This window comes from Streptomyces sp. NBC_01707 (assembly GCF_041438805.1).
In the GTDB taxonomy this organism is placed as follows: Bacteria; Actinomycetota; Actinomycetes; order Streptomycetales; family Streptomycetaceae; genus Streptomyces.
On the sequence record NZ_CP109190.1, the window covers coordinates 1,482,722 to 1,509,708 of the forward strand.

Here is a 26,987-nt window from a genome sequence, read left to right on the forward strand (position 1 = left end):
CCCTGTCCCGCGCTGCGCAGCCCTGCACGCACGCAACCGGAACACCGCACCACTGCCGAATCCCTTCGCCGAGAAAGCAATGAGGTCCCCTCTCATGCGGTCACCCACCCGCCCCGCCGCCAGAGCCCTGCGCTCCGCGCTGGTACTCGCCGTCACCGCCGGCCTGGCAGTCGCCGTGCCGACGGCGCAGGCTGCCCCGTCCGAGGCCCCCGCCACCTCCCCGGTCGCCACCACCGCGGTGTCCGACGCAGCCGGCACCGGCGAGGACGGCGTAGCCCAGAAGCCGTACATGGGCTGGAGCAGCTGGAGCCTCCAGACCACCTCGTACCCGGGAATCAATCCCAACGGCAACTACAGCTATCTCACCGAAGCCAACGTCAACAAGCAGACGGACGCCCTGGCCTCCAAGCTCAAGAAGTACGGCTACGAGTACATCAACATCGACGCCGGCTGGTGGCGCGGCTGGGACTGGACGCCGGAGTTCGACGCGTACGGTCGCCAGAAGGCCGACAAGGAACGTTTCCCGAGCGGGATGAAGGCGGTCGCCGACCGCATTCATGGCAAGGGTCTCAAGGCCGGCATCTATCTGCCCGTCGGTCTGGAGAAAGAGGGCTACGGCGAGGGCAAGCTGCCGATCTGGAACACCGACAACTGCACCACCGGTGACATCGTCTACAGCGATCTGCGGACGACCAACGGCTGGGACAGCTCGTACAAGCTCGACTTCTCGAAGCCGTGCGCCCAGAAGTACGTCGACTCGCAGGCGCAGCTCATCGCCGACTGGGGCTACGACTTCCTCAAGCTCGACGGTGTGGGTCCCGGGTCCTTCAAGAGCGGCGACAACTACGACAACCGCGCGGACGTGGCGGCCTGGCAGAAGGCCATCAAGAGCACCGGACGGCCCATCCATCTGGAGATCTCCTGGTCGCTCGACATCAACTACGCCAAGGACTGGAAGGCCACGTCCAACGGATGGCGCGTCGACACGGATGTCGAGTGCTACTGCAACACGCTGGTGTCGTGGGAGAACTCCGTCGAGGACCGGTGGCGTGACACGCCCGGGTGGACGCGGTACGCCGGCCCCGGCGGCTGGAACGACCTCGACTCGATCAACGTCGGCAACGCCGCCATGAGCGGCCTGACCAAGGCCGAGCGGCAGAGCTACATGACGCTGTGGGCGATCGCCAAGTCGCCGCTCTTCAGCGGGGACGACCTCACCCAGCTCGACGACTACGGCCTGTCGCTGATGACCAACCGCGACGTGCTGAAGATCAACCAGCAGCCGGGGAAGCCCGCCAAGCCCGTCACCTCGGTCGGTGACGAGCAGGTCTGGGCTTCCGAGAACCCCGACGGCAGCTACACCGTCGCCCTGTTCAACCAGGGTGACTCCGCCTCCCCGGTGACCGCCGACTGGTCGGCCCTCGGCTTCACGGGCCAGGCATCCGTACGTGACGTGTGGAACAGCGAGAACCTCGGCCGGTACAAGGACGGCATCACCCAGGCCCTGCCGGCCCACGGCTCGCGCCTGTTCACCGTCACCCCGCAGGGCCCCGCACTGAAGACGACGGCGTACGAGGCGGAGTCCCCGGACAACGTCCTGACCGGTTCCGCGTCCGTCGCCGACTGCACCGAGTGCTCGGGCGCGAAGAAGGTCGGCAACCTGTATCTGGGCGGCACGCTCCAGTTCACGCACGTCGTCGTCAAGCAAGCCGGCCGCTACCTGATCAACGTCGCCTACACGTCGGGCGATCCGCGGTCGATCGGCGTGTCCGCGAACGGCAAGGCGCCCGTCGCGACGGCGTTCCCGTCCACCGGCGGCTGGGGAGCCGCCGACACGATCAGTGTGCCGGTCACGCTGAAGGCGGGCAGCAACACCGTCACCTTCGACAGCGGTACCGGCTACTCACCCGACATCGACAAGATCGACGTCCCGCTCCGGTAGCCCCGTCGCACGATCACATCCGGGGGCGCGTCCTGATCGGCGCGCCCCCGTCCCGTGCTGCCCTTCCCCGCGCTCCCGCCGGTCCCCCGACGCCGTACCGCGCCCGCCACCATGTCCGCAGGAATGGAGAAGTCCCGTGAACGACCAGCATCCGCACACCCCTGCGCAGCCCAGCACCAGCACCAGCCCCAGCCGCCGTCGCGTGCTCTCGCTCGCCGCCGCCGTCGGATCGCTCACCGCTCTCGGCGGCCTCCCCGCCTTCGCCGCCACCGCCCCGCCGCAGCGCCCCACCACGTCCCCGATGCTGGCCGACGGCCAAGGTTCCACGACGCGGATGTGGTACCGGGCGCCGGCCGGCGAGAACACGATGCTGGAGCGGGCGCTGCCGGTCGGCAACGGCCGGCTCGGCGCTCTCGTCGGCAACGACCCCTCGCACGAACTGCTCTACGTCTCCGACGCCACCATGTGGACCGGCGGGATCAATGACGTACTGGAGCAGGACGGTCAATTCCCCTACGGGCGGACCGATTTCGGCAGCCTCACCCAGCTGGCGCATGTGACGGTCGACATCCCGGAGCACGATCTCGGCACGGTCAACGGCTACCGCCGCGAACTCGATCTCGCCCAGGGCCTGGTCACATCCAGCTACATCCGCTCGGGTGTGTCCTTCGAGCGCCGCGTCTTCGCGAGTCAGCCGGACGACGTGATCGTCGTGCAGTTCTCCCAACGCGGTGGCGGTCACTACACCGGCACCGTCTCGCTCGACGGCACGCACGACGAAACGACATCGGCGGACGGCGCGCACGACAGCCTTTCCTTCGGCGCCGACTTCACCAACGGGCTCCGGTACGGGGCGGCGGTCACCGCGCACAGCACGAGCGGATCGATCACCACCCAGGGCTCGAAGATCGTCTTCACCCGGTGCGCGGATCTGACGGTCGTGATCAGCGGTGGTACGAACTACTCCCCCGACGCGCAGGCCGGCTACCGGGACCCGGACCTCGACCCGGCAGCACTCGCCAGGACCAAGGTCCGGACCGCCGTGGGCCATTCACCCACCGCCCTGCTGCACACCCATGTGGCCGACCATCGCGACCAGTTCGACGGGATGCAGATCTCGCTGGGCCCTTCCACGGCGGAGCAACGGGCGCTCGACACCTGGGAGCGGCTGAAGGCGCGTACCCAGCAGGACGAGCCCGACCCCGAGTTCGAAGCGCTGTACCTCCAGTTCGGCCGCTATCTGATGATCAGCAGTTCTCGGGGCGGTCTTCCGGTAGCCCTCCAGGGCCCATGGCTGGACGGCAACGACCCTGACTGGATGGGTGATTACCACACCGACATCAACATCCAGATGAACTACTGGATGGCCGACCGCACCGCGCTCTCCCGCAACTTCGACGCGTTCACCGACTACTGCGTCTCCCAGCTTCCGGTCTGGACGGAACTCACCCAGAGCCTGTTCAACGATCCACGCAACAGGTTCCGCAACTCCTCGGGCAAGGTCGCCGGCTGGACCGTGGCGTTCTCCACGAACATCTACGGCGGCCTGGGCTGGTGGTGGCACCCGTCGGGCAATGCCTGGCTGTGCAACACCCTGTGGGAACACTACGAATACACCCAGGACCGGCAGCACCTCGCGAAGATCTACCCGCTCCTGCACGGCGCCTGCGAGTTCTGGGAGACCCGGCTGCTGACCATGACGGTCACCGACGCGGACACCGGCAAGGAACGTGAGGTCCTCGTCGCCGACAAGGACTGGTCGCCGGAGCACGGCCCCCAGGACGCGAAGGGCATCACCTACGCCCAGGAACTGGTACGGGATCTCTTCGCGCACTACCGCGAGGCCAGCGCGCTGCTCGGCAGGAACGCCGCGTACAGCAGGACCGTCGCCGGGCTCCAGGAGCGGCTGTACATGCCCGAGGTCAGCCCGAAGACCGGCTGGCTCCAGGAATGGATGTCCCCGGACAACCTCGGCGAGACCACTCACCGCCATCTCTCCCCGCTGGTGGGCCTGTTCCCGGGCGACCGTATCCGGCCCGACGCGTCGCCCGCGGCGCTGGTGAAGGGCGCGACCGAACTCCTCACCGCGCGGGGCATGGAGAACTTCGGCTGGGCGAACGCCTGGCGGTCCCTGTGCTGGGCACGACTGAAGCACGCGGAGAACGCGTATCAGCTGGTGATCACCAATCTTCGGCCGTCCGTCGACGGAAGCAACGGCAGCGCGATGAACCTGTTCGACATCTACGAGACCGGGAAGGGCCGCGGGATCTTTCAGATCGAGTCCAACTTCGGTACTTCCGCCGCCGTGATCGAGATGCTGCTCTACTCGCGCCCCGGACACATCGAACTGCTCCCCGCGCTGCCCGCCGCCTGGGCGCGCTCCGGCTCGGTCACCGGCGTCGGGGCACGCGGTGGTTTCGTCGTCGACCTGAGCTGGCGCGACGGCAGGGTCCGCGAAGCCACCATCCGCAGTGTCGGCGGGCGCAGGACGACGGTGACGGCAGGCGGCGTCTCGCACGACGTCGGCCTCCGCTCCGGGGAATCCGTCACGCTGCGGAACTTCCGATGAGCGGCGCAGCGTACCGCGTCCTGGTCGCGGTCGTGGCCCTCGCAGCCGCAACTCTCACCCCCGCCCACGCCGCCTCCGCCACCGCCGCGGCGGCTCCCGTGCCCGACCGGTCGGTGGTCACCTGGGCGGCCAGCGCGGACCGGCTGGGCGAGGTCCCGTCCGACCGCACCTACCGTCTGGTCGTCCGGACCAGCGCGGGCGGCAGCGGTATGCGCATCCGGGTGTCCAACGCGTTCGGTGACCGGCCTCTGGTCATCGGCAGCGCATACGCCGGGCTGCGCAGAAGTGGTGCCGGGCTGGTCGCGGGCTCCAACAGGAAGCTGCGTTTCGACCGGGCGGCGTCCGTGACCCTGGCACCGGGCGAGATCCGCTACAGCGATCCGCTGCCCGGGAGGACCGAGGCCGGCAGCGACCTCGCGATCAGCCTGTACGTACGGGCGGCGGGCGGCCCGGCCACCGGGCACGGGATGGCTCTCCAGACGTCGTACGCGACCGCCGGCGACCATGCGGCCGAGGAACGGGACGGTGCGTACGCGGAACAGGTCGGGTCGTGGTTCTACCTCGACGCGGTCAGCGTGGACACCGGTCCCGGCACCGGCGCCGTGGTCACCCTCGGCGACTCCATCACGGACGGCTGGCAGTCCACCACCGACAAGAACCTGCGCTGGCCCGACTTCCTGGCCCGTCGGCTGCACGGCGCGCCGGGCGCCACGGTGCGGGGTGTGGCCAACGCGGGGATATCCGGGAACCAGGTCCTGGCGGACGGCGCCGGGCAGAGCGCGCTCTCGCGTCTCGACCGCGACGTGCTGTCGCTGCCCGGGGTGCGCACGGTGGTCCTGTTCGAGGGCGTCAATGACATCAAGTCCCACAGCGGTGTCACGGCGGCCGCGCTGACGGCGGGCTACCGCCGGATCATCGACCGGGCGCACGCGGCGGGGAAGTGCGTCGTCGGCGCCACCGTCCTCCCGTACCAGGGCTGGTCGGAGTGGGATCCGCAGGGAGATGCGGTACGCATGGAGGTGAACGAGTGGATCCGCACCAGCGGCGCGGTGGACGCGGTGGCGGACTTCGACAAGGTCCTGCGCAGCCCGTACAACCCGCAGCGGCTGCTGCCGACGTTCGACGGAGGGGACCATCTGCATCCCAACGACAAGGGCATGCAGGCGATGGCGGACTCGATCGACCTCGCGGACCTCGAGTGCGACGGCGCGAGCGGGCGATCCCGCACGGAAGCAGGTGAGCCCGCGTCCTGACCCCATGCCGACTGTTCGGCGCGCCGGGTGAAGTTCCGTCAGCCGTGAGCCGATCCGAGGCCCGTCGGGACCGCATGTGTCAGCGTGCGGGATCCCGACGGGCCACAAGCCGGCCCTGGCGCAGCGGCTGTCGCGGCAGCGTTGCGCAGCGGTACAGGACAGGACAGGGTCCCCGCGGAGGCCGAGAAGCATCCGGTCGCCACGGACGCCTCACCACCGGCGATACCCAGGGTTCACCCGACGGCTGTCCCCCGGCCCGCCTCAACCACCGCCCGCCGCATCCCTGTCCGCCAGGGACAGATGGAGATGGGCCAGGTCGCGCGGAACCGGGCCGTCGGGGCGGAAGAGCGGTGGGCTCTCTCCGTACGCGGCCGTGGCCGGAGCATCCGTGAGGCGAAGACGCGTGCGCAGCCGCCCGTAGAAGTCGTGCGGGCCGAGTCTGATGGCCCGCAGTCGACGCGGTGCCGCGTACACCCCCAGCCAGTCCCCGGCATCCAGCACGCCGCGCAGGTGGCCGTCGATCGTCACAGCGCCCTGTCCCGAGTGGGGCAGCACCCGGACCGCGATCGGTTCGTCCGACGCCACGACCACCGTACGGTCGAAGGTCATGTGCGGTGCGACAGGGGTGAAGATGACGGCATCCATGCGGGGTGAGACCACCGGACCACCTGCGGCGAAGCTGTAGGCGGTCGACCCGGTGGGGGTGGCGATGATGACGGCGTCGGCCGAGTACGAGGCGAGCAGCCGGCCGCCGACATAGACGCCGAGACTCACCTGCCGGTCACGCGCCAGCTTCTCCACGACGACGTCGTTGAGAGCGGTGACATCCAACGCCACGCCCCAGCCCTCCGCCCCGGCCTCCGCTTCCTGGTCGACCTGAGGTGGCGGCAGCATCGGGCGCCGTCCGTAGCCCATCAGAGCGTCGATGTCCTTGGGCACCTCGAGGACGCGAGAGGCCCTCATCGTCAGCAGCATGCGCTCCTCGACCGCCGCCCTTCCCCGGTGGACGGCGTCGAGCGCCCGGACGACATCCTCGGCCGGCACCTCGGTCAGGAAGCCGACCCGGCCCAGGTCGATCCCCAGAACGGCGCCATCGGTCTTGGCAGCGATCCTGGCGCCGCGCAGAAACGTCCCGTCGCCACCGAGCGTCACAATCAGATCAGGGTTGCCTGCGACATCGGCCTCCTGCCGCCCGCCGCGCCGACGTTCGTCGTCGCGCCACACGTCGATGTCCGTGCACGGAATACCTTCATCCGCACACCAATCGCGTACGACGCGCGCCGCGACAACAGCCTCGGGGCGGCCCTGATGGACGACGACTCCCACCCGCTCGACACTCATCTCGGTCCAACTCCCCGCGATCCGACGATGTCCTACCCCACCTTGAGGGCGCTGGGGGTGTGTCGGCCCGCCGACGGGCCGACACACCGCTCTCCATCAGGCGATCGGGTCCGCCGGGCCGCCACGGGGACCGGTCGACGGGTCCTGCGGGTGGCCCCTTGAAGGAGGCCTGCCGTCACCCTTCAGGGTCTTTCCCGATCCCCTGCACGCGCCATGCCGTCGTCGCCGATCCTCGACGCGGAAGGATCGGCGCCATGAGCATTCCCACTCCGGCCGTCACGCTCAACAACGGTGTCGTGATGCCGCAGCTCGGTTTCGGCGTCTTCCAGATTCCGGACGACGAAACCGCCACCGCCGTCACCACCGCCCTCGACTGCGGCTACCGGAGCATCGACACAGCAGCGGTCTACGGCAATGAGACCGGCGTCGGCCGGGCTCTGGCGTCGTCCGGCATCCCCCGCGAGGACCTGTTCGTCACCACCAAGCTGTGGAACGAGGACCAGGGCTACGACAATGCCCTGAGGGCCTTCGACGCCTCACTGAACAGGCTCGGCCTGGACTATGTGGATCTCTACCTCATCCACTGGCCCGCCCCGGCACGGGACAAGTACCTCGACACCTGGCACGCCCTCGAGAAGATCCACGCCGAGAGGCGGACACGTGCCATCGGCGTGTCCAACTTCCAGCCCGCTCACCTGCAGCGCCTGATGGAGCACAGCGACAGCGTCCCCGCGGTCAACCAGATCGAGTTGCACCCTCGGCTCCAGCAGAGCGAGCTGCGCGCCTTCCACGCCCAGCACCGCATCGTCACCGAGGCATGGAGCCCGCTCGCTCAGGGAGCCCTGCTCAAGGATCGGGCGATCACGACCATCGCCGAGCGCCACGGCATGACCCCCGCGCAGGTCATCCTCCGTTGGCACCTGCAGCTCGGCAATGTCGTCATCCCCAAGTCCGTCACGCCCGAACGCATTCGCGAGAACCTGAACGTCTTCGACTTCGAACTCACCGACGCCGACGCCCAGGCCATCGCCGCCCTCGACAACGGCACCCGGACCGGTCCCGACCCCGACAGCTTCAATTAGCGGATACGCGAAGGCCGATGGGCGACACTCGCCAAGGACGGGCGGACGGGTTTGCCCGTCGCACGCTCGTCGGCTGCTGTCGGCATCCGAACACCGTCACACCGACCGGCGGCGGCAAGTCGTGTCGCACCCATCACGTGTCCGAGGAGGAACCGTGCTCATCGATCTCACCGGCAGGACCGCGCTCGTCACCGGATCCACGCAAGGTATCGGTTTTGCCATTGCCGCGGGGCTGGCCCGGGCCGGCGCCCGCGTAGCCGTCAACGGACGCCGCCCGCAGTCCGTGGACGATGCCATCGAGAAACTGCGGCGGGAGACGGACAGCGACTCCTTCGTCGCCGCGCCCGGAGACGTCACCACCGAGGACGGCGCCCGGCAGGTCACCGACGCTGCCCGGGACGTCGCCGTCCTGGTCAACAATCTGGGCATCTTCGGGGCGACCCCTGCCCTGGAGATCAGCGACGAGGCGTGGCGTCAGTACTTCGACGTGAACGTTCTTTCCGCAGTCCGGATGATCCGCGCCTATCTCCCCGCCATGAAGGACCGCTCCTGGGGGCGTGTCCTGAACGTCGCAAGCGATTCGGCCGTGGTCACCCCGGTGGAGATGATTCACTACGGCGTGTCGAAGACGGCTCTGCTCGCTGTCACGCGGGGTTTCGCCAAGGACGCCGCCGGTACCGGAGTCACCGTCAATTCGATCATCGCCGGGCCGACTCACACCCGGGGCGTCGAGGATTTTGTGTACCAACTCGTCGACCCCGGTCTTCCCTGGGACGAAGCGCAGCGGGAGTTCATGCTCAAGCACCGGCCGCAGTCACTCCTGCAGAGACTGATCGAGCCGGAAGAGATCGCAAACATGGCCGTATATCTCAGCTCGGACCTCGCCTCCGCCACGACCGGAGGGGCCGTGCGCGCGGACGGTGGATATGTCGACTCCATCCTCCCCTGACAGGTGACGGACGCCAGGGTCCCCGCAACGCCTGTCTCGTGAGAGTGACCTCGCTCAGGCGGTCGATGTTCGACGTGGTCCCCCGCGGGTTCTGTCTCCGCGCAGCGTCTCGTGCCGATCAGCGCCCTGGGAAGCAAGTACCTCACGGATGACGTGGCGGGCGTTGGCGGAGATGATCGCGTTCGTGTCGCGGTAGTACGGGAGTTGGATGACGGCCATGGCCAGGGCCCAGCCACGGCCGCGCGCCCATGTCGCGTCGTCGACGTCCACGGCGTCCCGGAACACGTCCCTGGCCGAGGACGGCAGCAGGTTCCACGCAGGGATCAGGTCACAGGCGGGGTCACCGACGCCGACGGTGGCGAAGTCGAGCACAGCGGTGAGCCTGCCTCGGGCCACGAGCAGGTTGCTCGGCATGAGGTCGGAATGTGCCCAGCGGGGTGCTGCGCTCCACGGCCGCGCGGCGAGCGCGTCCTGCCAGGCAGCCATGGCCACGTCGGCGTCGAAGTCCTCTTCGGCGTGGCGCAGTCCCTCGATCGCGGCGCGCGTCTGCGCATCGACCTTCGCCAGCGGGGACCCCCGGTAGGCGAGGGGCCCGCCTTCGACGTGGGTGTTGCGCATGGCCTTGATGAACCCGGCCAGATCGCACGCGAGGAGCTCAGGCTCGTCGAGGTGGCCCTCGACCGGGCTTTCGCCTTCGATCCACCGGTGCACCGACCAGGCCCACGGATATCCCTCGGCGGCCTCCCCCGTTGCGACCACGGTCGGAATGATGACGGGCAGACCGGGGGCGAGTCTGGGCAGCCACCGTTGCTCCCGCTCCAGATCCTTGGCGCCGCCCTCCGTGAGGGGGAGCCGGACGGTCAGTGCGTCGCCGAGCCGGTAGACCGCATTGACGGTGCCCCCGGAGGTGAGCCGCTCGACCGGCAGATCCGCCCACTGCGGAAACCGGCCACCGACCAGCCGCCTGACGAGGTCTGTGTCGATGTCCGTCTGATCAGCATGCATCTTGACCATCCGCCAAAGAAATGCCCCAGGAGCCCGGCCCGTCAACTTATTTCGCCACGCCGGCGCACATCGCAGGGCACTTCGCTGCGCCCCGCCGCCCGTCCCACTCCTGCACCGAGTGGTGCCGTGAATCGCCGTCCGATGCGGGTGCAGTCGACTGGCAGGAGGGTACAGGCAGCCCTAGCGTCGAAGTCCGAGCGACCAGTCCTGAAGGAGCAGTCATGACCGCACGCCCGCCCGTCCCCCCGTTCACACGGGAGACCGCCATCGAGAAGGTCCGCCAGGCAGAGGACGGCTGGAACACGCGTGACCCCGAGAAGGTGGCCCTGGCCTATACGGAGGACTCGCGTTGGCGCAACCGGGCGGAGTTCGTGACGGGACGTGACGAGATCGTCGAGTTCCTGAGGCGCAAGTGGGCCCGCGAGCTCGATTACCGGCTCATCAAGGAACTGTGGGCGTTCGACGGCAACCGGATCGCGGTGCGGTTCGCGTACGAGTCGCACGACGACTCCGGCAACTGGTTCCGCTCGTACGGCAACGAGAACTGGGAGTTCGATGAGAACGGGCTGATGGCCGTACGGCACGCCTGCATCAATGACCTGCAGATCAAGGAAACGGACCGCGAGTACCACTGGCCGCTCGGTCGCCGCCCCGACGACCATCCCGGTCTCAGCGACCTCGGGTTCTGACCCCGGAGCCGCTCCTGCGGCGCCGGAAGCGTTGTGGGCCGCGCCACGTCCGGCGATGCGGTTGCCGCGCCCGACCGGGAGGGTCGCAGGAGGCGGGCAGGCGGCGGCCACCGCCGGGCGAGGCGCCGCCCGGGACGGATTCAGGGTATTTCCCGGACCCGGGGGCGGAGCCGACGGAATCCGGGCGCAGCGTGGGGCGCCGCCGCCTCACATGTTGATCATGTGCCCGGCGAGGCCGTGCACGGCCTCCTTGACCGCCTCGCCCAGCGTCGGGTGCGCGTGGACGTTGCGTGCCACCTCGTGGACCGTCAGGTCCCACTGCTGGGCCAAGGTGAGCTCGGGCAGCAGTTCGGTGACGTCGGGGCCGATCAGGTGCGCGCCGATGATCTCCCCGTACTTGGCGTCGCTGATCAGCTTCACGAAGCCGGTCGTGTCGCCCAGTCCGTGAGCCTTGCCGTTCGCGGTGAAGGGGAACTTTGCCACCTTGACGTCGAAGCCCTTCTCCCGTGCCTGCGCCTCGGTCCAGCCGAAGCTGGCAACCTGCGGCTGGCAGTACGTGGCGCGCGGGATCATCGGGTAGTCGAGCTCCATGGTCTCGGCTCCCGCGATGGTCTCCGCCGCGACCACGCCCATCGCCTCGGCGGCGTGCGCGAGCATCAGCTTCGCGGTGACGTCGCCGATCGCGTAGATGTGCGGTACGGATGTGCGGCAGCGGCCGTCGATGTCGATCGCCCCGCGCTCGGTGACGCGTACGCCGGTGCTCTCCAGGCCGTACTCGGTGACGTTCGGCGCGAAGCCGATCGCCTGCAGGACCTTGTCGGCCTCCAGCACCTTCGGTGCGCCGTCCTTGCCGATGACCGTGACGCGGACCTGCGGGCCGGACTCGTCGATCGAGTCGACACGCGTGGAGGTGAGCACGTCGATGCCCAACTTCCTGTACTGCCGTGCCAGTTCGGCAGACACGTCGGCGTCTTCCAGCGGTGCGATCCGGTCCAGGAATTCGACGACGGTGACCTTCACACCGTAGTTGTGCAGGACGTACGCGAACTCGACACCGATGGCCCCGGCGCCGGCGACCACGATGGACTGAGGCAGGTCTTCAGCGAGGATCTGCTCCTCGTACGTCACCACTCGTGAGGTGCGGCGGGTCCCGGGCAGCAGCTTCGGAGTCGCTCCGGCGGCGATGATGCAGTGGTCGAAGCCGATCGTCCGGGTCGAGCCGTCGAAGAGGGCCACGTCGAGCGTGTGCGCGTCCACGAAGGTGCCACGGCCGCTGATCTCCGTGATCCCATTCTTCTTCATCAGGTAGTGGACACCCTTGACCCGGCCGTCCGCGACACGGCGGCTGCGCCGGAACGCCTCACCGTAATCGAAGGAAACCTGCCCTTCGACCTTGATGCCGAAGGTCTTGGCCTCGCGCGTGACGATGTGCGCCAGCTCGGCGTTGCGCAGCAAGGCCTTGGTGGGGATGCAACCGACGTTGAGGCAGACGCCGCCCCAGTATTTGGCCTCGACAACGGCGACGCGCTTGCCCAGCTGGGCTGCTCGAATGGCGGCGACATATCCGCCCGGGCCTGCTCCGAGTACGACGACGTCGAAACGCTCACCTTGGTCATCCATGGAAAATTTCCTTTCTGACGGGGATCGGATCGGCTCCGGCCACCGTGAGAACCGACTCATCCTGGTCGAACAGCCTGTGCACCGGCCGGGCGGCCGCGGTTTCCGACACACCCGTCCGCGTGAGGGATCACCCGGAAGACGATGCGGGCGATCGGCCGGCCGGTCACATCGTCGCTCGTCCTCGGGCCCCAGCAGCATGCTCCCTCAGCCGGATCGGCTCGGCACGCGGGTTGCGCGGACGCTCCGTCTCTCGCCCGCCGCTTCCCGTACCGCCGCACGGCGGCGCAACCCCCGGTCGGGTGGAATACGGCACGAGCTGCCCGGTCCACCCGGCCGGGTCGCCGTGCGCAGACCGGGTTCGGCCCCTGGCAGGAACCTGGTCGGTCCGTGGTCACAGCATCCGCCTCTGCTCCCACGCGCGCCGGACCGCCCGTCGACCTCCTGGCGGACGCCGGTGCCGGCCTGATCCGTCAGGGCACTCCGAGCCGTCCACGATCGTTGCCGACAAGGAAGCCTGCACCGAGGAGCGTGCCCGCGGGGGTACCCGGTTCGGGATCGGGGTCGGGGTCGGCATGACAGTGATCGCGGAAGTACGCGGAGCGGGCTGGTGTGGCGCCGACGTCGCCGAGAACGACGACTGGCGGGTCGTACTCAGCCCCGTCCATCAGGCAGAACTGCGCGCCGCGGTCGGCGCCGTGGAGTCGGCCGGCCTCGGGCTCGCCGAGTTCTCACGCGAGGACTTTCCGTTGCCGACGCTCGGTCCCCTGCTCCACCAGATCGTCGACGAGCTGATGGACGGCCGCGGCTTCGTGCTGCTGCAGGACACGCCCGTCGCCGATCTGAACGAGCGGCAATGCGAGATCCTCGCCCTGGGAGTGGGCCGACACGTCGGCAGCACCGTCCCGCAGGGTCCTGGAAAGCATGTGCAGCATGTACGCGACCTGGGCGTCGTCCCGACGGGCTCGACGAGTCACAGCTACCAGCACAGCGGGCGGCTCGGCTACCACGCCGACCCGAACGACGTCGTCGCTCTGCTGTGCGTCCGGCCGGCCAAGTCCGGGGGTCTCAGCTGCATCGTCAGCTCGGTGGCGGTGCACAACGAGGTCGTGCGCACCCGCCCCGATCTGGCAGAGGTGCTGTACCGGCCCTGGTGGCGCGACCGACGCTCCGGGGACGGCCCCGACAGCTTCCATGAGAGCCCCGTCTACACCGTGGACGGTGCAGGGCGGCTGTCCACGTCCTACGGCCCTGACTACATGCGTTCGGCGCTGCGCGGCGCCCACGTGCCACCGTTCACCCCTGCACAACTGGAGGCGATGGAACTGCTCGACCGCCTGAACGACGATCGCCGCTTCATGCTCGCCATGGACCTGCGCGCGGGCGACATGCAGTTCCTGAACAACCACGTCACCCTGCACAGCCGCACCGAGTACGTGGACCACCCGGAGCCGGAGCGCCGCCGTGACCTCGTCCGGCTCTGGCTGAACACCGACCAGGACCGGCACCCGCCGTCCTGACGGACAGGCCGAGCACGGTGGACCCCGGCAGCACCGGGCTACTCCACGACCAGGACGATCTTGCCGGTCGTTCGGCCGGTCTCCCCCAGCTCGTGGGCCTTGGCCGCATCCCCGAGGGGGAAGGTGGCCTCGACATGGGCGCGGAGAGAGCCGGCCTCGACGAGATCCGCGATCGCCTCCATGCCCGCGTGGTCGTGCTCGACGAGGAGTGTCTCGACGCGGATGCCCAGCTCGGCTGCCTTCGCCGCCTCCTGCGGCGAGCCGCCGTCCAGGAGGGAGACGAGGATGCCGCCGGGGCGGAGTACGTCGAGGGAACGGGCGCGGGTCTCACCGGAAAGGGGGTCGAGGACCATGTCGATGTCCCGGACGGCGTCGGCGAAGTCGACGGTGCGGTAGTCGATGACTTCGTCCGCACCGATCTCGCGTACGAAGTCGTGCTTGGGCGCGCTCGCGGTGCCGATCACGTACGCGCCGAGGGACTTGGCGATCTGCACGGCGAGGTGGCCGACGCCGCCGGCGGCGGCGTGGATGAGGACGCGGTGCCCGGCCCGGACCTCGGCGGTGTCGACGAGTGCCTGGTAGGCGGTGAGGGCGGCGAGCGGAAGTGCGCCCGCCTGGACGTGATCGATGCCGGCCGGCTTGTGGGCGAGGGCACGGGCGGGGGCGATCACGTATTCGGCGTGGGAGCCGACGCCGTACGGGTACGGCAGCATGCCGAAGACCTCGTCGCCCGGCTTGAAGAGGGTGACTCCGTAGCCGACGGCCTCGACGACGCCGGAGACGTCCCAGCCGAGAACGAGCGGAAGGCGGTCGAGGAACCTGGGGTTCGCCCGGTGCTTCCAGTCGGTGGGGTTGACGCCGGCCGCCCGGACGGCGACCAGAACCTGGCTCGGGCCCGGGACGGGTTTCGGGAGCCGGACTTCCCTGAGTACGTCCGGGGTTCCGTAGGCGTCCTGACTGATCGCGCGCATGGTGGCCTGGTCGGTGTTGTTCGTCATGGGACCAGCGTGCCGGTCGCCGCCGTTCCGTGCCAGGCCATGCATGCGATCTTCCATCGGGATCCCGGCATCGGTTCCCGCAGGTGGCGGTGGATCCTGACGTCGTCCTTTCCGCGCGTCCTGCACGCAGGGACCGAGAATCGGCGCAAGTCGGCCGCGGGCACGACATCTCCTCCGAGCCATGGGGAGTCGGCCACGTGTCGCCGGGCCGACCGGTCAGCGGGCCTGCCGCGCCCGTTCCAGATAGCCGACCAGAGCGGTCATCCGGTCTGCGGGCCAGGGCAGACTCCGGCCGAGCTCGGCGCTGTTGTCCTGCCACATGCGCCGAGCCGCGGCCTTGGTACGTTCGCCCTGCTCGCCGACGGCGTGGAACGTGGCACCCAGTTCGTCCCAGCGCCGGACGAGGTCCTGCACCTGCGGATCGTCGACGGGGGTGTTGTCCCGCACATGGCCGAGAAGCTGTTCGACCAGCTCCGCCCATCGGCTCTTGGCCGCCTCCACGGCGTCAGGGCCGAGTTCGGCCCTGCGCTCGGCCAGTTGCTCCCGCTGCTCCCGCGTGAAACCGGTCTCGTACACCGAGATCATCTCCAAGGTCGTCATGAATTGATCCGGATCGGGCATCGACGATTCGTCCAGCTGACGCACCAAGCCGTGAATCCGGTTACGGAGCCGGTCGATGTGTTCGGCCTGCTCCTGCAAGTTGCGAAGCTGATCGGCCAGCAGGTCGCGCAACGACAGCAGATCGTCCGACGAGGAGTCCTCGAGCACGCCCGCGATCTGCTCCAGCGACAGCCCGAGGGCACGCAGCGCCCGGATCCGGTACAGCCGCCGCAGATCACCTTCGGTGTAGCGGCGGTGCCCTGAGGCGGTACGCTCGCTCGCGCTCAGCAGACCGATCTCGTCGTAGTGGTACAGCGCGCGCACGGTCAGCCCGCTCGCGTGCGCGAGGTCTCCGATGCTCCACCGTCGTCCGGTGGTGTCCTTCCCGATCACGTCGACCACGCTAGAACCTCCCGTCGCGGGAGGTTCAAGGGCGCTCCCCAGGCGGCCGCCGGGACGGACCCGCTCCTGGGCCTCGCCGATCCGGCTGAGGAACACAGTGCGCAGCACTGCCCACCTTTGTGCGCTCCGGACCATTGCCTCGCCCGCCACGGCGAATGGCGTGCGCGGCAAAGTCACGGTCAACTCCTCTCCGAGAAACGCCGGTTGACTGTCCCACTCGGCGTCCACCTCACCAAGGACCGCCCTGCCTGGTCCGGGTGCCGCTCACGCAGCAGCGACGCACCACTTGTTCATCGATCCGGTCATTGCCCGTTCATGCAAGTCCCCGGTCCCTGAGGAGTGGCCATCCCTCTCGGCGCGGGAGCCGGGAGGAGGCGAGTCAGATGGGTGCATATTTACTACTTTGCGAATTTGTTACCTGTGTGGGTGGTGCGTCACCGGGCGCGGCCGTAGCGTCGATAGCGGAACATGCGTTGAGGAGAGGCCGCAGGCGCCGTCGGGCGCCTGCTCCGGATTCCGCGGCCCGCACCGCGGAGCGGGCAGGACGTAACAAGGCCTCATGGGCGCGGAGAGAGACTGCCGGGGAGCGGATATGCAGAGACTCAAACTGAAGACAACCGTCCTGATCTGTACCGTGATGTCCCTCGCAACAGCAGTCGTACCGGCTTCGGCTTCCACGAAGCCGAAGTCACCCGACACCGTGGTCGTCGACTGCTTCTCGGATCCACAAGCACGCCCACGCACGTTCCTGATCGCCTGCGGGGACGGCAACAGCATCCTCACCGCGCTCCGGTGGTCGTCCTGGAAACCGAACGTCGCCACGGGCCGCGGACTCAACGTACTGAACGACTGCCGGCCCTACTGTGCTGCAGGAAAGTTCCACTCGTACCCGGTGGCCGTCAGGCTCGATCGCCCGGAGCAATGGCAGAAGCATCCTGGGAAGCAGCACTACACCCAGCTGCACCTCGTCTACACCGGCCACAAGCCGCCACAGATGCCGAGAGAAGTGACGTACCGGCTCTGGAACTGACGGTCGGCCCACGTCACTCGACGTAGCGCGTTCGACGGGCGCCTACCGCACTCGGCGGAGTTGTGCCACTCGTACCGCCGGCGGACGAAGAATCTCCTCGTGTCGCACTGCCCGAAGAAACCGGGCTCCCTGCCCCCTGCAGACCCGAAGTAGGCGCCTGACCTGCGTCTCTACCGCCAGGCGCCTACTCGGAGCCGCGGCGCACCCGTGCGGCCCTGCGGGCCTCGGCCATCTTGCGGGCGTCCCCGCCCCGACGGGACCCGCCACCGGTGCGCCCGGACTCGCCCCGGGGGGTGCCGATGCCGCGGAACGGGGCGTTGCCGCTCTTCGGGCGCGCTGCGGCAGGACCGCCGTCGAGAGGAACGCCGGAGGGCGTCCGGGCACCGGTGATCCGGCTCAGTCCCGCCTCGCCCGAGCGGACCGCGGTGATCTTCGGCGTGATGCCGGCGTCAGCCATGAGCCTGCTCATCTCGCGGCGCCCGCTCGAAGGGACCAGGGTGACGACGCTGCCGGACTCACCGGCACGGGCGGTGCGCCCTGCACGGTGCAGATAGTCCTTGTGGTCGCTCGGCGGGTCGACATTGACCACCAGGTCGAGGTCGTCCACGTGCAGGCCCCGGGCGGCGACATTGGTGGCCACCAGCGCGGTGACCTGACCGTTCTTGAACTGGGCGAGGGTGCGCGTGCGCTGGGGCTGGGACTTTCCGCTGTGCAGCGCGGCCGCACGGACACCGCTGGCCCGCAGATGCTTGGTCAGTTGGTCGACCGCATGCTTGGTGTCCAGGAAAAGCAGCACCCGGCCGTCGCGGGCCGCGATCTCGGTCGTGACCGCGTACCGGTCGGCACCGTGGACGGTCAGCACATGGTGTTCCATCGTCGTGACCGCCCCCGCCGACGGGTCGACGGAGTGGACCACCGGGTCGTGGAGGTAGCGGCGGACCAGCAGGTCGACATCGCGGTCCAAGGTCGCCGAGAACAGCATGCGCTGCCCGTCGGGGCGCACCTGATCGAGCAGTTCGGTGACCTGGGGCAGAAATCCCATGTCGCACATCTGGTCGGCCTCGTCCAGCACGATGATACGCACCCGGTCCAGACGGCAGTCCTTGCGCTCGATGAGGTCGTGGAGGCGCCCGGGGGTCGCTACGACGACCTCGGCCCCGGCCCGCAGCGCACCGGCCTGCCTGCCGATCGATATCCCTCCGACCACTGTGACCATCCGCAGCTTCAGAGCCTGGGCGTACGGTGCCAGCGCCTCGCCGACCTGCTGGGCCAGCTCCCTGGTGGGGACGAGAATCAGCCCGAGCGGCTGCTTCGGCTCCGCACGCCGGCTCGCGATCCGCGTGAGCAGCGCCAGGCCGAAGGCCAGAGTCTTGCCCGATCCGGTGCGCCCGCGACCAAGGACGTCCCGGCCGGCGAGGGAGTTCGGCAGCGTCGCGGCCTGAATCGGGAACGGGTGGTGCACGCCGAGGCCGGTGAGCGTCTCCAGCAGGGCGAGCGGCAGGTCCAGGTCGGCGAAGGCCGCCGCAGCCGGGAGGGCCGGGGTGACCGTGTCCGGCAGGGCGAATTCACCCGTCGGGGCGTTCGTGCGGGCTGAGCGCGTCATGGGGAGCCTTCCTCGATGTGCGGCACGTATCGGGGAATTCCCGGCAGACGGAGAAGCCGGCAAACCGCAAGAACGGGCAAGTGAAGATGATGGAGAGCGTCAACGGTAGCAGCCGGTGCTCATCAGGAGCGTGAATGCGCAGGCGCCGGAGGGGCCGTCCAGCTCACCACTGCGATGCAGTCCCTGACCACGACTGCCCGGATCGCATAGGCTCGGCGGATGGCAAAGTACTTTGACGTGCACCCCGACAATCCCCAGCGGCGCGCGATCAGCAGCGTGGCTGACAGCATCCGCTCCGGTGCGCTCGTCGCGTACCCGACGGACTCCTGTTATGCCCTGGGATGCCAGCTGGGCAACCGTGACGGCATCAGCCGCATCCGGTCGATCCGTAACCTCGACGATCGTCACCACTTCACCCTTGTGTGCGAGGACTTCGCGCAGCTGGGCCAGTTCGTGCACATCGACAACGACGTGTTTCGCGCGATCAAGGCGGCCACGCCCGGCAGCTACACCTTCATCCTCCCTGCGACGAAGGAGGTGCCGCGCCAGCTGCTGCACCCCAAGAAGAAGACGGTCGGAGTCCGTATTCCCGACCATGCTGTCGCTCAGGCCCTGGTCGCCGAGCTCGGTGAGCCGCTGCTGTCCAGCACTCTGCTCCTTCCCGACGAGGACGAGCCGTTGACGCAGGGCTGGGAGATCAAGGAGCGGCTCGACCACGTGGTGGATGCCGTGGTCGACTCGGGAGACTGCGGTACCGAACCGACCACGGTCATCGACTTCTCCGACGGCGAAGCGGAGATCGTACGCCGAGGAGCAGGCGACACCACACGCTTCGAGTAGCCGTTCCACAGCCTGATGAAAGCGGGATGAACCAGGCGTACGCTGAGCAAAACGCCGGTACACCGCAATTGGGCGATGGAGGCGGAGCATGACCGACCCCCACGGCTTTCTCAAAGTTCCCCGCCGGCCTGTTCCGGCGCGCCCCGTCGAGGAACGGCTGGGCGACTGGAGGGAGGTCTATGCGGGGCAGGCACGGCTTCCGCTCGTGTCCGAGCAGGCGGGGCGCTGCATGGACTGCGGCATACCTTTCTGTCACAGCGGCTGTCCGCTGGGGAATCTGATCCCCGAGTGGAACGCGTACGCGGCGAAGAACGACTGGTGGGCCGCCGCCGAGCGACTGCACGCGACGAACAATTTCCCGGAGTTCACCGGGCGGCTGTGCCCGGCCCCATGTGAGGACGCCTGCGTGCTCACCATCAATGCCGATCCGGTGACGATCAAGAACGTCGAGCAGGCGATCGCGGACGAGATCTGGGCGCGCGGGTACGCGCCACCACGACCACCCGAGCGGCTCAGCGGGAAGACCGTCGCCGTCATCGGCTCCGGACCGGCCGGACTGGCGGCAGCACAACAACTCACCCGTATCGGTCACACCGTCGCCGTGTACGAGCGCGCCGACCGCGTCGGTGGACTGCTGCGCTACGGCATACCCGCGTTCAAGATGGAGAAGCAGCACTTGAACCGCCGCATCGAGCAGATGCGGTCGGAGGGCACGAAGTTCCGCACGGGTGTCGACGTCGGCAGCGATCTCGACGCCGTCGAGCTCACAAGACGTCATGACGCGGTGGTCGTGGCCGTCGGAGCCAGGGGACAACGGGAGCTGCCTGTCCCCGGCCGGGACCTGCACGGCATCCATCAGGCCATGGACTACCTGACCTTCGCCAACCGGGTCGGGGAGGGCGACTACGTCTCGTCCCCCGTCACGGCCGAGGGCAGGCACGTGGTGATCATCGGAGGCGGGGACACCGGCTCGGACTGTCTGGGCACCGCCCTGCGTCAGGGCGCGTCGTCCGTGGTGCAGCTGGACATCAATCCGGAGCCGGGCGAGGCCCGGCGGGACACCGAGCCCTGGCCCACGTATCCGAAGGTCTACCGGATCTCCCATGCGCATGCGGAGGGCCGGGAACGGGACGGTGCGGACCCACGTGTCTTCTCCTCCGCCACCCTCCGTCTCGAAGGGGACCGGCACGGCCACGTGCGCGGCCTACGCCTGGCGGAAGTGGAACCCGAGGGCAGAAGGCCGCGGCCGGAGACCGAGCACGTGATCTCGGCGGATCTGGTCCTGCTCGCGCTCGGCTTCTACGGTCCCGAACGGGGCACCGGTCTGATGAAGCAGCTCGCGCTCACGCTGGACGACCGGGGCAACTTCGCCCGGGATGCCGGCTTCGCCGCCGAAACGGCGGAGCGGGCCCGGAGCCCCGAGCCGACGGTCCGCACCGGGACGGAAGGGGTCTTCATCGCCGGCGACGCGGGACGTGGCCAGTCCCTCGTGGTGTGGGCCATCGCAGAAGGACGGTCCGCCGCGGCCGCGGCGGACCGCTATCTGAGCGGCTGCACAGAGCTGCCGGCCCCCGTCGCCCCGAGCGACCGCCCCATGGTGGCGTGAGCGCCGCCGGTCCCGTGCCCACCCTCAAGATCACTGCCTGGCCGGAGCCGCGACGCCCCTTCCGCCTACGTTCCTGCGGCGTGCTGGATCATGAGATGCCGGGGACCGCGCAGCACGGGACTGCGCCGGTACGGGGGTGGGTCCTCGACCAGGCGGGGGTCGTCGAGGCTGCGCACGAGCGCAGTGAGCGCGATCTGTGCTTCGACACGGGCGAGCGGGGCGCCGAAGCAGTTGTGGATGCCACTGCCGAAGCCGAAGTGCTGATTGTCCTCACGCATCGGGTCGAAACGGTCCGGGTCGTCGAACCTCAGTGGGTCCCGGTTGCCGGAGGCCAGCACAAGGATCAGAGAGGCACCCTTGGGGATGGTGACCCCCGCGACTTCGATATCCGTGAGCGGTGAGCGCTGTGGCAGGAACTGGACGGGAGGCTCGTAGCGCAGCAGTTCCTCCACGGCCCTCGGCATGAGTTCGGGCGCGGCGCGCAACTTCGCCAGCATGTCGGGGTGGCGCAGGAGGGTGAGCATGCCGTTGGTGATCAGGTTGACGGTCGTCTCGTGTCCGGCGATGAGCAGCAGTACGGCTGTGGCCATCAGTTCCGGCTGGGTGAGACGGCCTTCGGGCCCTTCGTCGTTGGCCAGGGCGGAGAGCATGTCGCCGGACGGGTGGCCACGACGCTCTTCGGCGAGATCCCCCAGGTAGTGCGCCATTTCGTCCCGCGCCTGCATGGCCGACTGCCGACGCTGCTCCGGGTCCTCACCGTGACTGAAGTCGAAGCCGGCGATGATCGTGTTCGTCCAGGCGCGGATGCGGGGCACATCGTCCCGGGGCACGCCCAGGAGCCCGCAGATCACGGTGACGGGCAGCGGGTAGGCGAAATCGTCGACGAGGTCGATCCGGTCCTTGCCCCGGAACGCCTGGATCAGATCCTCGGCGATCCGGGTGATGTCGCCCTGCAGGGCGTCGATCCGTCCCGGGGTGTGCGGCGGACCGAAAGGACGCATGGCGATGCGGCGGAGCCGGTCGTGTTCGGGGTCGTCGACGCCGATGAAGGCCGGCGGCATGTCGTCCGACCTGGCCAGCAGCGGGTCCGGTTCCGTTCGGTTACGCAGGTCCGAACTGATCCGCGGGTCGTGGAGCAGGGCGGCGATCTCATGGTAGGTGCCCACCAGGAAGCTTCCGTCGCCCTGTTGTGACACGCCGTTCTCGCGGAGTTCTGCGTAGAGCGGATACGGGTCGGCGCGGTTCGCGTAGTCGGTGATGCGTTCAAAGAGCGTGTCCGGGGGCATGCGTGGGGCTCCTCATCGAGCGTGGGCGGCGGTCGGGGGTGATTCGGCCCGCACCAGAATCAGGTGCCGGTCCGGCAGATGACCGGTGAGAGCCACGGTCGGACCGTGCGAGAGCAGTTGGGGGGACGGCACGTCGGAGGGGACGGGCGCGGATGAGCCGGACCGGTCGGCGGCACCCGGGGCGGGCGGGAACGGTGCCGCCGTCTCGATGAGGTACTGGTAGTGCTCCAGCCACTTGGCGCGGTTCACACTGACCGCCGCGGTGACACGTCCCCGGTAGCCGTAGACGGCAACGAACCGGTCCTCGCGCAACGAGCCCTGGGCGATGACCACTTGATCGGAGAAGGTCGGTACGCCCACGGACTTGATGTTGAGGCCGAACTGGCTGGACCAGAAGGCGGGCACCGACAGGTGCGGGCGCCTGCCCGGTCCCGGGCTGATCATGTTGTGGGCCGCCACTTCGGCCTGTGCGACCGCGTTGCCCCAGTGTTCGAGGGAGAGCATCTGGTACTCGAAGAGGGGATGCGGGAAGCGGGCCACGTCTCCGGCGACGAAGACGTCGTCGGTCACGATCCCGTACATGTCGAAGGCGCGGCACCCCGCGTCGCAGGCGACGCCTCGAGGGCCCGCGGCCAGACCTGATCCGTCCAGCCATTCGGTGTTGCGGATGGCTCCCAACGCGACCACGGCGACATCGGCGTCGATCCGGCGGCCGTCGGAGAACTCGGCACCGGTGAGCCGGCCGTTGCTGCCCTTCAGAGCGGTGACGGTCACGCCGCAGCGCAGGTCGACCCCGTGTGCACGCTGCAGCCGCCCCGCATAGCTGCCGAGTGTCCCGCCGAGCGCGCCGACGAGAGGCGAGGGTCCGCGCTCGGCGACCGTCACGTCGAGACCGCGTTCCCGGCAGGCTGACGCGATCTCCGAGCCGATGAATCCGGCGCCGATCACCAGGACCCGGCGCGGACCGGCATCGAGGAGTTCGGCCAGGCGGGCCGCGTCGTCATTCGTACGCAGGGTGAGTACGCCGTCCAGGCGGGCTTCGTCCGAGTTCGCCCAGGGGCGGGCCCGGGTCCCGGTGGCGATCAGCAGCCGGTCGAAGGGAAGTTCCTCGCCGTCGGCGAGCAGCACCCGCTTCTTGATCGGATCGACCCCGACGGCACGTACACCGAGCTTCCATCGCGCGTCCACCTCGCGGCGGCTCGGCAGACCGACGTCGTGCGCGTGCACCCGCCCGAGCAGCACCTGCTTGGACAGCGGTGGTCTGTCGTAAGGAGGGTGGGGTTCCTCCCCCACAAGGGTCAGTGACCCGGCGAAGCCTTCGTCACGCAACGTCTCGGCGGCGCGGAGACCGGCCAACGACGCACCGACGACGACGATCCGGCCGACGCCGCTCACGGAGCGCCGACGCCCGCGAGCTCGCCGACGAGGATGGCCTGTACCGGGCAGGCCGCCGCTGCCCGGCGGACGCGCGCATGCTGGTCTTCGGGCACGGTCGGCGTGAACATCAGGGCCTCCTCGCCATGCAACTCGAACACCTGCGGTGCGAGAAAGACGCACTGCGCATACCCCTGGCAGCGATTGAGGTCGACAACGATCTGCATCCCGGCCCACTCCTCCCTGCCACCCGTCATCTCTTCCTAATGCCTGCCGGCGGGCGACGCGAACGATGCTGGTCCATCCGGGTCCGCGGACGGACGGGTCAGGAAGGGCGGCGGCTGGGGAGACCGCGCATCGGGGAAGCGCCCTTACCGGAACGGCAGCCGCGACGGCCCCTAACGGTGGCCCAGCACGTTGACGACCCGACCGTTGGGGTCACGGACGAAGAACCGGCGCACTCCCCATTCCTCGTCCTGCAACGGGTGCAGGATCTCCGCACCGCTGTCACGCACGACCGCGTATGCCGCGTCCACATCGTCCACCTCGACGCTCATGTCGGGCACGACCGGTGCGGTCCTGTCGTCCGTCATGAAGCTGACCTGTGCCGTCGGAGCGGAGGGAGAGGCAAGCGTCATGATCCAGCCATGGTTCATGACCTCTTCGAGGCCCAGCAGACCGTAGAAGGCGCGGCTCTCCTGTACGGCTTCCGACTGGATGTTGGGCACGACACGGCGAACGGCCATCAGAGCCTCCACGAAGCAATCATGTCTATGAGCCGCCCAGGAAACCTCGGGCACGCGCTCTCTCAACGGGCTCCAGGCTATGGGCCCTCGCCCCGAACAGGGGTGACTGAGTCACCGTCATTCAGCCGCTTCCGCGCGTCCCTCTCAGGCTTGACCGGTGCAGTCGGAGTGGCCCTCCCGGATCGTGCTTCCGCCGGGGTGCGTTCGGCAGTGCTCCTGTAGGCGAACCACGACATGAAGAACTGCGTGGTCGGGCCGACCGCGAGGGCGTACAGCACCGTGCCGACGCCCACGCTCCCGCCGAGCAGCCAGCCCACGCCGAGCACGGTGATCTCGATCAGGGTGCGGACGAGCCGGATGGAGTGCCCGGTTGCGGCGGACACCCCGGTCATCAACCCGTCACGGGGGCCTGGGCCGAAGCGCGCGCCGACGTAGACGGCGACTGACAACCCATTGAGGAAGACACCCCCGACGAGCAGGCCGACCCGGGCAGGGAATCCGAGGTTCTCGGGGATGAGCAGGAGGCCGAGGTCGGACGAGCCCGCCAGGACGACGATGTTCGCGACGGTGCCGAACGTCGGCCTCTGCCTGAGCGGGATCCACAGCAGGAGCACGAGAACACCGACGGCGCCTGTGATCGTGCCGAAGCTCAGGGAGGTGTGCTGCTCCAGACCCTCGTTGAGGACGCTCCAGGGATTGACGCCCAGCGAGGCGCGCACCGTGAGCGAGAGGCTGAACCCGTACAGGGCGAGGCCGACGAACAGCTGGGGAAGGCGCCTGCGCAGGTGCTCGCCGAACGGGACGTACGTGAGGGGCGGCGGGGAGGGACGCGTCATGGGCACCGGCGGAGCGGCAGTGCGTTCCTCGTGACGGCGCCGGAATTCGCGCTCGCGGCGGTCCGTGTTCTTCTGCTCCATACCAGTCGCCTCCAGCGAGTTCGGGTGGCCCAAGGCCACAGGCGGCGAGTCTGTACAGTGATTGGCCCAGACAACACGGCCAATCCGGGGAGAGTGGTATGGCCGACTCGAATGCGATCCAGCCGGTGGACCGGGTGAACCGCACCGGCCGGACCCTGGGGAGCCGACAGCTCGCCGCGCTGCTGCCCGACCCGACCGGAATGAGGCCCGCCTACCGCCACCTGGCGCAGGCGATCAGCGCGCTGATCCTGGACGGACGGATCGCGTTGCACGTCAGACTGCCCGCCGAACGGGAGCTGGCCACCGCTCTGAACACCAGCAGAGCCACCGTCACCGCTGTGTACGACCTGCTGCGCGAGAGCGGCTACGCGCACAGCCGTCAGGGCTCCGGTACCTGGACGGCCCTGCCGGAAGGCCGTACACCCAGCGGCATCACCCGGCTCCTCGGACCGCAGGACACCGCGATCGACCTGGCCAGGGCCGCCCCCGGTCTGCCGGAACAGACGCTCGTCGATGCCCTCGCCCAGGTCGCCCCTCGGCTGGCCGAGCACGCCCACACGCCCGGCTACCACCCCTACGGTCTTCCGGAGCTGCGCGCCGCCATCGCCGAGCGTTTCACTCGGCGCGGCCTGGCCACCGTGCCTGAACAGATCCTGCTGACCTCCGGCGCCCAGCACGCACTCACACTGGTCATGGGGCTGCTGTGCCGGTCCGGCGACCGGATCATGGTCGAGAATCCGTCCTACCCGAACGCCCTGGAGGCCATGCGCCGCGCCCACCTCCGTACGGTGTCGGTCCCGGTGACCGATACGGGCTGGGACATCGAGATCGTCGAATCGACCCTCCGCCAAGCGGTTCCTCAACTCGCCTATCTGATCCCCGACTTCCACAATCCGACCGGCTGCCTCATGCCCGATGACGAGCGCGTCCGCATTCTGCGCGCAGCTGAGCGCTCCGGCACCTGGCTGGTCATCGACGAAACCCTCGCCGACCTCGCACTCGACGTCCCGGCCCCGCTGCCCTTCGCCGCCCACGCCACGCGCGGTGGGACCGGACAGGTCATCACCATCGGCTCGATGAGCAAGACCCACTGGGGCGGTCTGCGCATCGGCTGGCTGCGCGCCCCGTCGCGGCTGGTGACCGAGCTCGCCGGCCAACGGATCGCCACCGACATGGGCGGCTCGGTCCTGGACCAGCTCCTGGCCCTCGCCCTGCTGGCTCGGGCCGGGGAGCTGTTGCCGCCGCGCCTGGAACACCTGCGCGAGCAGCGCGCCGCCCTCGCCGCCGCCCTGGCCGAGCACATTCCGCAATGGACCTGGCAGCTGCCACCCGGCGGTCTCTCGCTGTGGGTCGATCTGGGTGAGCCCATCGCCTCTCCGCTGGCCGAGCACGCCCTGGACTACGGGGTGCGGATCGAGGGTGGCGCCTACTTCGCCACCGACCCCGGCATCTTCGAACAGCGCCTCCGCATCCCGTACACAACGCCTCCCGACACCCTGCGTGAGGCCGTGCGCCGCATGGCCACCGCGCTCGCCGACGGCCTTCCGCCCTCGTCCGCCGGCCGACGGCCGCACTGGGTCGCCTGACGGCAATCCACTCACCCGAGTCCGTCGCGTCA

The 26,987-nt window shown here is 69.0% G+C and carries 22 protein-coding genes; 11 read left to right on the forward strand and 11 right to left on the reverse strand.

Features of this window, described 5'->3' with window-relative positions; genetic code table 11:
• Positions 1-94 precede the first annotated feature (94 nt).
• From OG963_RS06890 to OG963_RS06900, 3 genes are all read left to right on the forward strand, one after another.
• The gene (locus OG963_RS06890; protein ID WP_093770374.1) at positions 95-1,942 is read left to right on the forward strand and encodes a carbohydrate-binding protein; all 1,848 of its coding nucleotides are present in this window, start codon (positions 95-97) and stop codon (positions 1,940-1,942) included.
• Positions 1,943-2,078: 136 nt separating this feature from the next.
• Entirely contained in the window at positions 2,079-4,511 is a 2,433-nt protein-coding gene (locus tag OG963_RS06895; RefSeq protein ID WP_093770373.1) for a glycoside hydrolase N-terminal domain-containing protein, read from the forward strand.
• Entirely contained in the window at positions 4,508-5,764 is a 1,257-nt protein-coding gene (locus OG963_RS06900) for an SGNH/GDSL hydrolase family protein (protein WP_371798650.1), read from the forward strand. Before OG963_RS06895 ends, OG963_RS06900 begins: the two co-directional genes overlap by 4 nt.
• A 261-nt stretch (positions 5,765-6,025) precedes the next feature.
• Here the strand turns inward: OG963_RS06900 and OG963_RS06905 are convergent, their stop codons facing one another.
• Positions 6,026-7,105, reverse strand: a complete 1,080-nt coding sequence (locus tag OG963_RS06905) for an NAD(+)/NADH kinase (protein WP_093770371.1) — start codon at positions 7,103-7,105, stop codon at positions 6,026-6,028.
• A gap of 254 nt (positions 7,106-7,359) precedes the next feature.
• Here OG963_RS06905 and OG963_RS06910 point away from each other — a divergent pair, with 254 nt between their 5' ends.
• Together OG963_RS06910 and OG963_RS06915 are read left to right on the forward strand one after the other, a co-directional pair.
• Positions 7,360-8,187: an aldo/keto reductase gene (locus tag OG963_RS06910; protein ID WP_371798651.1), complete on the forward strand. Its 828-nt coding sequence runs from the start codon at positions 7,360-7,362 to the stop codon at positions 8,185-8,187.
• 154 nt (positions 8,188-8,341) lie between these two features.
• On the forward strand, positions 8,342-9,136 hold the full coding sequence (locus OG963_RS06915) for an SDR family NAD(P)-dependent oxidoreductase (protein WP_093770369.1): 795 nt from the start codon (positions 8,342-8,344) through the stop codon (positions 9,134-9,136).
• A gap of 54 nt (positions 9,137-9,190) precedes the next feature.
• Here OG963_RS06915 and OG963_RS06920 read toward each other — a convergent pair whose 3' ends face one another.
• Complete coding sequence (locus OG963_RS06920; RefSeq protein WP_093772107.1) at positions 9,191-10,141, reverse strand: aminoglycoside phosphotransferase family protein; 951 nt, start codon at positions 10,139-10,141, stop codon at positions 9,191-9,193.
• Positions 10,142-10,362: 221 nt separating this feature from the next.
• Between OG963_RS06920 and OG963_RS06925 the strand changes: the two genes are divergently transcribed.
• Positions 10,363-10,830 carry a nuclear transport factor 2 family protein gene (locus tag OG963_RS06925; RefSeq protein WP_093770368.1) on the forward strand — a complete coding sequence of 156 codons (468 nt, stop codon included), beginning with the start codon at positions 10,363-10,365 and terminating at the stop codon, positions 10,828-10,830.
• 207 nt (positions 10,831-11,037) lie between these two features.
• Here the strand turns inward: OG963_RS06925 and lpdA are convergent, their stop codons facing one another.
• Positions 11,038-12,450 (reverse strand): dihydrolipoyl dehydrogenase, encoded by a 1,413-nt coding sequence (lpdA, locus tag OG963_RS06930; protein ID WP_030924678.1) that lies wholly within the window; start codon positions 12,448-12,450, stop codon positions 11,038-11,040.
• A gap of 572 nt (positions 12,451-13,022) precedes the next feature.
• Between lpdA and OG963_RS06935 the strand changes: the two genes are divergently transcribed.
• On the forward strand, positions 13,023-13,967 hold the full coding sequence (locus OG963_RS06935; RefSeq protein WP_093770366.1) for a TauD/TfdA family dioxygenase: 945 nt from the start codon (positions 13,023-13,025) through the stop codon (positions 13,965-13,967).
• A 38-nt stretch (positions 13,968-14,005) separates the two neighbouring features.
• Here the strand turns inward: OG963_RS06935 and OG963_RS06940 are convergent, their stop codons facing one another.
• Together OG963_RS06940 and OG963_RS06945 are read right to left on the reverse strand one after the other, a co-directional pair.
• A complete protein-coding gene (locus OG963_RS06940) occupies positions 14,006-14,938 on the reverse strand; it encodes an NADP-dependent oxidoreductase (protein ID WP_319738395.1) in 933 nt (310 codons plus the stop codon).
• 243 nt (positions 14,939-15,181) lie between these two features.
• The gene (locus OG963_RS06945; protein ID WP_319326223.1) at positions 15,182-16,075 is read right to left on the reverse strand and encodes a MerR family transcriptional regulator; all 894 of its coding nucleotides are present in this window, start codon (positions 16,073-16,075) and stop codon (positions 15,182-15,184) included.
• A 484-nt stretch (positions 16,076-16,559) separates the two neighbouring features.
• Here OG963_RS06945 and OG963_RS06950 point away from each other — a divergent pair, with 484 nt between their 5' ends.
• A complete protein-coding gene (locus OG963_RS06950; protein ID WP_030924666.1) occupies positions 16,560-16,997 on the forward strand; it encodes a hypothetical protein in 438 nt (145 codons plus the stop codon).
• A gap of 184 nt (positions 16,998-17,181) precedes the next feature.
• On the opposite strand, the gene OG963_RS06955 is transcribed toward OG963_RS06950, so the two are convergent.
• Positions 17,182-18,600, reverse strand: coding sequence for a DEAD/DEAH box helicase (locus tag OG963_RS06955; RefSeq protein ID WP_371798652.1), 1,419 nt, complete (start codon positions 18,598-18,600; stop codon positions 17,182-17,184).
• Positions 18,601-18,819: 219 nt separating this feature from the next.
• On the opposite strand from OG963_RS06955, the gene OG963_RS06960 reads away from it, so the two are divergent.
• The gene (locus OG963_RS06960; protein ID WP_030924662.1) at positions 18,820-19,440 is read left to right on the forward strand and encodes an L-threonylcarbamoyladenylate synthase; all 621 of its coding nucleotides are present in this window, start codon (positions 18,820-18,822) and stop codon (positions 19,438-19,440) included.
• 88 nt (positions 19,441-19,528) lie between these two features.
• Positions 19,529-21,046 (forward strand): glutamate synthase subunit beta, encoded by a 1,518-nt coding sequence (locus OG963_RS06965; protein ID WP_371798653.1) that lies wholly within the window; start codon positions 19,529-19,531, stop codon positions 21,044-21,046.
• 65 nt (positions 21,047-21,111) lie between these two features.
• Here the strand turns inward: OG963_RS06965 and OG963_RS06970 are convergent, their stop codons facing one another.
• The 5 genes from OG963_RS06970 to OG963_RS06990 form a co-directional block, all read right to left on the reverse strand.
• On the reverse strand, positions 21,112-22,332 hold the full coding sequence (locus tag OG963_RS06970) for a cytochrome P450 (RefSeq protein ID WP_371798654.1): 1,221 nt from the start codon (positions 22,330-22,332) through the stop codon (positions 21,112-21,114).
• 12 nt (positions 22,333-22,344) lie between these two features.
• A complete protein-coding gene (locus OG963_RS06975; protein WP_093770358.1) occupies positions 22,345-23,727 on the reverse strand; it encodes an NAD(P)/FAD-dependent oxidoreductase in 1,383 nt (460 codons plus the stop codon).
• A complete protein-coding gene (locus OG963_RS06980; protein ID WP_093772103.1) occupies positions 23,724-23,933 on the reverse strand; it encodes a ferredoxin in 210 nt (69 codons plus the stop codon). Before OG963_RS06980 ends, OG963_RS06975 begins: the two co-directional genes overlap by 4 nt.
• Before the next feature lie 171 nt (positions 23,934-24,104).
• On the reverse strand, positions 24,105-24,452 hold the full coding sequence (locus OG963_RS06985; protein ID WP_093770357.1) for a VOC family protein: 348 nt from the start codon (positions 24,450-24,452) through the stop codon (positions 24,105-24,107).
• A 77-nt stretch (positions 24,453-24,529) separates the two neighbouring features.
• Complete coding sequence (locus OG963_RS06990) at positions 24,530-25,369, reverse strand: YitT family protein (RefSeq protein ID WP_256223295.1); 840 nt, start codon at positions 25,367-25,369, stop codon at positions 24,530-24,532.
• 98 nt (positions 25,370-25,467) lie between these two features.
• Between OG963_RS06990 and OG963_RS06995 the strand changes: the two genes are divergently transcribed.
• Positions 25,468-26,955: a PLP-dependent aminotransferase family protein gene (locus OG963_RS06995; protein ID WP_371798655.1), complete on the forward strand. Its 1,488-nt coding sequence runs from the start codon at positions 25,468-25,470 to the stop codon at positions 26,953-26,955.
• The last annotated feature ends 32 nt before the right edge of the window (positions 26,956-26,987 follow it).